Origin of the sequence: Filobacillus milosensis (assembly GCF_004402015.1) — a bacterium.
Lineage (GTDB): Bacteria > Bacillota > Bacilli > Bacillales > Alkalibacillaceae > Filobacillus > Filobacillus milosensis.
Map to the genome: position 1 here is coordinate 51190 of NZ_SOPW01000020.1, position 6589 is coordinate 57778.

Consider the following 6589-nt stretch of genomic DNA (forward strand, 5'->3'; position numbering starts at 1 on the left):
GTGACACCAGTGGAAGCAAAGAAAAAAGCAATTATAGCAGGAATCATCGGGTTATGTTTGTTTGGAGCGATAATTTTCTACCTCAGTTACTTGGGTTTGAAAACTGATCCTGATCAGGTTAAAGAGGTCAAGAAAGAAGCTAAATTATATCTAGAAGAGAAATATAATGAACCATATGAAATTGTTGATACAATGTATGATAACGTTGATGTTTATGAACAATTTAATTATGCTGCTATTACTAGTTTTGAAGAAAGAAATGACCCATTTAAATTCCTAGTATTCAAACATGCAGATAGCGGTGAGTACATGGATAGTTATGTAGCAGAAACCTGGGAGTATGAACTAAAATCCTTTTTAACTCCCCTTTTAAATGAGACATACGGAGAAGATCATATACAAGAATTGTGGATGACTTATCCTAAAGATATTGGTCACCAGCTTGGAATTGATTCTACCAACATTCCTTCCTTAAAAGATTATGACGCGAGCCCAATCATTAGAATTACATTAAATCGAGGGAAAGAAGAAAACGATGAGGACAAGTTAGAAGATATCATTAAACAAATGGAGCAAGAACTCAATATTAATAGTGGGCATATTACTCTAAGCTTTAGTGACTCCGCAATTATTTTTAAAGACAAAGATATAAGAAAAGACTTTTAATCTCACACATATGAAAAGGAAGCTATGATTAGCTTCCTTTTATTAATTGATCTATATCATTTCTTATTTTTTGTGGCGTTGCTTGAGGTGCGTATCTTCTTAATACACGACCTTCACGATCAACTAGGAATTTAGTGAAATTCCATTTAATTTCCCCACCTAAGAATCCTTTTTTCTGTTCTGTTAAAAATTCGAATAAAGGCGACTGATTTTCACCTTTAACATCTACTTTTTGAAACATGGGAAACGTCACACCATAATTAGTTTGGCAAAAATCCATGATTTCATCTTGGTTTTCAAATTCTTGATTCATAAATTGATCACACGGAAATCCTAAAACGTAAAAATCTTCACCATTATATTCTTCATATAATTCTTGAAGACCTTCAAATTGAGGTGTGAACCCACATTTACTAGCAGTATTGACGATTAACAATATATGACCTTTATAATCACTCATAGATTTAATCTGACCACCGCTTGTATTCACATCAACATCATATAGACTCATACCGACACCTCTCTTAATCTTTTTCTCAAAACACTCCTTACAATAGAGTTTCCCTTGCTCATGAATTCCATTAAAAAATCCATTTTCACAATAGACAGATCGTGAACAATTTATACATTCCCCAACAAGTTCTTTCAAAAGGTTTCACCTACTCTATTACCGAAGGATTAGTCTATTAAACATATGTACACTATGTTAATTAATTATAACAAAGTTGTAACACAAATGTAAAAGTCTGTTGAAATTTAATGCAAATTGTTTCAAAATTAAAATAAGTGATCAAATTATTGTACGGGCTTAATAATAGAGGTGATTATATGGGTGTTAAAAAGAAAATATATAAATTTCTAAGAATTTGGAACGATGTCAGTGCGGTTAAAAAAGGACGTGTAGGAAAACGTGTGGGAAGAAGGGTAGTAGGAAAAGCAACAGGGAAAGCGTTAAGAAAATTGTTTAAATAGAAGATTTATAATTTGATTTTTGCTTGTGTACTCGCCACTATACACCAATGAGTGGCCACTTAATAGGCGATGACTCACTACAAACGAAAAAGGGATACCCTGTTAATGACTTTAGGGCACCCCTTATTTATCTTCATCACACGTTATGTGTGTTATTTTATTATTTATTTAAATCTACTCCTAAAATGGCGCCAGTTTTTGCATCAACTTTAATTTCAGTTGCAATTTCACCTTTTAGTTCAATGTCATAAACCTTACCTTCTTCATCCAATTCAACTTCTGCCACTTTACCTGAAGCTACTTCTAATGCTGATTTAATAGCTTTTTCCTGACTAATAATTGCTTTAGGATTTTCTACCTTATTTTCAGTTTGAGCCTTTGCAGATGCATCTGACTCAACTGTAGCTGTTACACTTTCACCTTTTTCAAGATCATCTTTTACTTCAGCTTTCTTTCCAACATTGACTGAAGCTTTACCTTCCGCTTTTGCTTGAACTTCTTGCTTATTTTCGACTTTTATAACCTTACCAGAATAAGCATTGACATGAACTTCATATACTTCTGAATCATTATGAACTTCTACTTCAAAATATGATTGCTGATCCGCTTTTGTTTCTAACTCAACCTCTTCAATAGTACCTTGAACTTCACTAAGTACAATGTCTTCTAACTCTTCTACACCTATTAACTTATTCATATTAAATTCACACTCTGATTCTGCGACTTTTTTAGCTTCCACATTTGTTTTGTTATTAGTTGTTAATGAATCACTAAAAGATGTTGCTCCAACTGTACCTCCAACGGCCACTGAACTTGCTAAAGCACCTACTAATAATTTTCGTTTCATAATTAAATTCCTCCTAATCAAATATGTTGTACTCTAAATATACCTAGTTAAGATGAGAAAACTAATAACAGAATATTAGAAAACGATTAGAATTAAAAAAGAAAATAAAAAGAACAGGGTGAATACCCTGTTCTAATTGCCTTCTTCATTATTTTTATCATCATCTTTTTGGTCCCAAATGGTTGTTGTTGATCCATTAATCGCATTGATTCTGATCGTAACATCTTGATTAGATGGTAGTTCTAATTCAATAAAATAATACAATGTCCCTTTTATATTCTTAAGTTCTACATCATCTAACTTTCCTTCAATAACACTGGAGGCCTTTTTAATTGCTTCTTCTTTACTGATGGGAGTATTTTTATCTTTAGGTTGACTCTCTTCACTAAGAATATCACCTTTATAAGCATCAACTTTTAATGTAATAATCTCGAGATCTTTTTCAATTTCAATTTTATAAAATGGGTGATCTGTTTCATTTAACTCAATGTTACCGATTTCTCCATCAAAGACTTCTTGAACCTGCTCAGTTATTTCTGCTTCTTTTAATAAAGATAATGCTTCTTCTTGTTTTTGTTCACTATCTTCCTTTTCATCTGATGATTGATCCTTAGTCTGTTTAGCTGGATCATTCTGCTCATTGGAATCTTGATTTCCATTTGTTGAGTCATCTTCAGATTCTGGATTATTATCCTTTTTATTTTCAATCAATTCATAATCATATAAATCGCCATTTTGTTTGTCGACCATTACTTTGTAAGAGCGAGAATCCGTGTTAACAATAACCGAATAGTGTTGTTTTTCTTCTTCAATCTGATCTATATCTCCTGAGAATCGTTTTAATACGATGTCCTCGGCCTCTTCTTTAGTAATATTTTCAGCTGAAGAGGTACCAAAAACAAATTGTTGTGCTAAAACAAACACAACAACCGTTATGATTGCACCTCCTAACATCCATAAAATTCGTTCTTTTATCATGTGATCATCCTTAATACATCTTTTTATCTATATATTAAACGTTAGAAATTAAAATTTAATGAGAATTAGATGAGTTTATTCTTAAAATAACCGTCGTGCCTTGGTTTTCTTTACTTTTCAGATCTATAGTTATATTCATTGCATCTGCTAATTCCTTAGCAACGGCTAAACCTAAACCTGTTCCACCTTGGTCTCTATTTCTGGCTTCATCAACACGATAGAATCGTTCAAATACTTCCTCCTGTGATTGTTCAGGTATCCCAATGCCACGATCGATTATTTTTATGATTGGTTGTTTTGATTCTTTTCCCATAGATAAAGTAATGTAATCGTCACTATATTTTCTTGCATTGTCTAAAAAAATATATAATAACTGTTTCAGCTTTTGTTCATCAATTAATACAGATGAACTTTCATTGATGATGATCTTAATCTCTCTGTGATAAGCCTCTTTAAAATGATTAGCAACATCCTTAAGTATGTTATCTAATGAATGTTCTTCATTTTCTAATAACCAGTCTTTATCTCTTCTAGCTAATAACAATAATTGTTCCGTTAAATCCCTCATTCTTATAGCTTCTGTATGAATAGCTTCAATAGATTCTTTTACAAGTTCAGGCTGCTCTAATCCTCGTCGTTTAACTAAATTGGCATAACTTTCAATAATAGTTAGTGGCGTTCGCAGTTCGTGAGAAGCATTGGAAACAAAAGCTTCTTGCTTATCATAGTTTTCCTTTAAACGGTCCATTAAGTCATTAAAGGTCTCACTCATAGTATTTAATTCATCTTTTGATTGCTTAGTTGAAGGAATGTGTTTAAAGGAATTACTTTCTTTAATTTCTTTCATCGTGTTAATCAAAGTTTGAATTGGTGTAATGATGAGATCTGAAAGTAATTTACCAGAAACTATAATTGGGATGATGGCAATAACAGTTACTAATAACAGGACTAATTTTAGAGTGTTTAAATTATTCTCGGCTAATTTCAAGCTTTCAAATATCTGGAGATACACAACTTGACCCTTTTGCCAAATCAATGGTATTTGCACCAGTCCATATTGTTTATCCTCATGATTAATAATTTTGGACTGTCTTCCTCTTTCAAAATCTGTATCGACTTTCCGGAAAGAAATCGGCTCGCCTTCTGATAATGCAAAAGTCATTGTCTCTCCATTTCGATTTACAATCCTTAACATTCCATTACTTGGTGTATAGACACTTAATAAATCATCTACTGTAAATTCTTCATTAGCCTCTCGTAATCCAGAAACGATATTATCAGCATTGGATTCGATTCGTTCCATTTCCCTTTCGTAAGTAATATCACTAAAAGTAAAGTATATGGTAAGAGATAGTAAAACAATGATTACAATAAATAAAAATGTCGAATATAAGAATATCTTATTTTTTAGCCTCATAAGTATCCTTCAATACATAGCCAACTCCACGGACTGTATGAATTATTTCATTCTCCGTATCAGCATCGACCTTTTTTCTCAAATAACGTACGTAAACGTCAACGACATTCGTATCTCCCACATAATCGAATCCCCAAACGGCATCCAATATTTGTTCTCGATTAAGGACTTGCTTTTTATTATTTAAAAAGTAAACGAGTAAATCGAACTCACGAGGGGTCAATTCAATAAAACGTTCTCCACGATAAACTTCACGTGTACCTTCATTTAATTTCAAATCAGCAAAAGCTAACCATTCGGTTTGTTCTTCATTTTCTTGTGAATGAGTTTGTCTTAAAGCAGCTCGAATTCGAGCCAACAATTCTTCAATTTGAAATGGCTTCGTTATATAATCATTCGCACCTAAATCAAGCCCAGTGACTTTATCTTCTATGGAATCTTTAGCTGTTAACAATAATATTGGTGTTTGATTGTCATCCTTTCGAATTCGCCGAAGAATTTCAACACCACTCATTTCCGGCAGCATGATATCAAGTAAAATTAAGTCCCAAGACTTTTCACGGTACCACTCTAGTCCATCATAACCTGTATGAGCTTTGGTCACTTGATATCCTTCATAATTTAGTTCAAGTTCTAAAACACGTGCTATTTTTTGTTCATCTTCAATCACTAAAATATTGATATCCGACATTGCAAACACCTCGTTTCAACTTCGTCTAAATATTCTCTCAAATGTATGATACCATATAACTAAAGAAGAGTGATACGATGACTCACTGCCCACATTGCAAGCATGAATTTGAATATAATCATTTATTACCACTTGGCTGGCGTTTTAAAATAGGGGTAAGATGTCAAAAGTGTCATGAAACCTCCTATCATGCAGCTAGTAGTAAAAAGAAAATCATGCTTTCAGTTTTTATCTATCCGCTTCTTTTAGTCATTTTTCAAGCAATGGGATTAGCTTTAGGATGGAGTGCACTTATTGGATTATGTCTTCTTGCAGGAACTTTGTTTCTCATACCATTTTTGGTGCGTTTATCACCTGAAGAAGAACCATTATGGTAAAAGGTGGTGTATATTTTGAAAGGAATCATATTATTTGATGGTGTGTGTAATTTATGTAATGGGCTAGTTCAATTCCTTTTAAAACGTGATAAAGAAGATCGTTTTCGTTTCGCTTCTTTACAAGGTGAACAGGGTCAACAGTTGATACAAAAACACAACATTGAATACAATTTAGATACCTTTATATATATTAAAGCTTCAAAAGTATTTACCAAGTCGACTGCTGCTTTACATGTATTAAAAGATCTTAAAGGGTTTTGGCAGTTGTTATTCATATTTGTGTTAATTCCAAAATTCTTAAGAGACCCTATTTACAATTGCATTGCCAACAACCGTTATAAATGGTTCGGAAAACAAGATCAGTGTATGATGCCAAAGACAGAATATAAAAATAAATTTTTAGACTAAAAAAGTAAGAAAGCCCGATATAGATATGAGGCCACTGAAAAAGTCCGATTTTAAATATCAGCCCATCTTTTTTCCAAGTTTGGAAGAAAGGTGGGCTGATTTCTTTTATAAAATAAGTAGTACATAAAAGTGAGGGATTGGATGATTGAACGTCAACTTTCGTTAGACATTAGTGAATTCTCTGGATTATACGATGCTATAATTCCGGAAGATCATTTACTGAGACAAATTAA

General features: G+C 32.7%; 9 protein-coding genes. 4 read left to right on the plus strand and 5 right to left on the minus strand.

Features of this window, described 5'->3' with window-relative positions:
• Positions 1 to 9: 9 nt before the first annotated feature.
• Positions 10 to 666, plus strand: a complete 657-nt coding sequence (locus E3U55_RS14930) for a hypothetical protein (protein ID WP_134341285.1) — start codon at positions 10 to 12, stop codon at positions 664 to 666.
• Between the two features lie 28 nt (positions 667 to 694).
• Here E3U55_RS14930 and E3U55_RS14935 read toward each other — a convergent pair whose 3' ends face one another.
• Entirely contained in the window at positions 695 to 1177 is a 483-nt protein-coding gene (locus tag E3U55_RS14935) for a glutathione peroxidase (protein WP_134341286.1), read from the minus strand.
• Between the two features lie 317 nt (positions 1178 to 1494).
• Here E3U55_RS14935 and E3U55_RS17585 point away from each other — a divergent pair, with 317 nt between their 5' ends.
• Complete coding sequence (locus E3U55_RS17585) at positions 1495 to 1638, plus strand: hypothetical protein (RefSeq protein ID WP_194840941.1); 144 nt, start codon at positions 1495 to 1497, stop codon at positions 1636 to 1638.
• Positions 1639 to 1798: 160 nt separating this feature from the next.
• Here the strand turns inward: E3U55_RS17585 and E3U55_RS14940 are convergent, their stop codons facing one another.
• The 4 genes from E3U55_RS14940 to E3U55_RS14955 all read right to left on the minus strand — a co-directional run bounded on the left by E3U55_RS14940 (position 1799) and on the right by E3U55_RS14955 (position 5571).
• Entirely contained in the window at positions 1799 to 2485 is a 687-nt protein-coding gene (locus tag E3U55_RS14940; protein ID WP_134341287.1) for a PepSY domain-containing protein, read from the minus strand.
• A gap of 132 nt (positions 2486 to 2617) precedes the next feature.
• On the minus strand, positions 2618 to 3463 hold the full coding sequence (locus E3U55_RS14945) for a PepSY domain-containing protein (protein ID WP_134341288.1): 846 nt from the start codon (positions 3461 to 3463) through the stop codon (positions 2618 to 2620).
• 55 nt (positions 3464 to 3518) lie between these two features.
• A complete protein-coding gene (locus E3U55_RS14950; RefSeq protein ID WP_134341289.1) occupies positions 3519 to 4880 on the minus strand; it encodes a HAMP domain-containing sensor histidine kinase in 1362 nt (453 codons plus the stop codon).
• Positions 4864 to 5571, minus strand: coding sequence for a response regulator transcription factor (locus E3U55_RS14955; RefSeq protein WP_134341290.1), 708 nt, complete (start codon positions 5569 to 5571; stop codon positions 4864 to 4866). Before E3U55_RS14955 ends, E3U55_RS14950 begins: the two co-directional genes overlap by 17 nt.
• 77 nt (positions 5572 to 5648) lie before the next feature.
• On the opposite strand from E3U55_RS14955, the gene E3U55_RS14960 reads away from it, so the two are divergent.
• On the plus strand, positions 5649 to 5948 hold the full coding sequence (locus E3U55_RS14960; RefSeq protein WP_134341291.1) for a TIGR04104 family putative zinc finger protein: 300 nt from the start codon (positions 5649 to 5651) through the stop codon (positions 5946 to 5948).
• 6 nt (positions 5949 to 5954) lie between these two features.
• Positions 5955 to 6356, plus strand: coding sequence for a thiol-disulfide oxidoreductase DCC family protein (locus E3U55_RS14965; RefSeq protein ID WP_323740420.1), 402 nt, complete (start codon positions 5955 to 5957; stop codon positions 6354 to 6356).
• Positions 6357 to 6589: the final 233 nt, after the last annotated feature.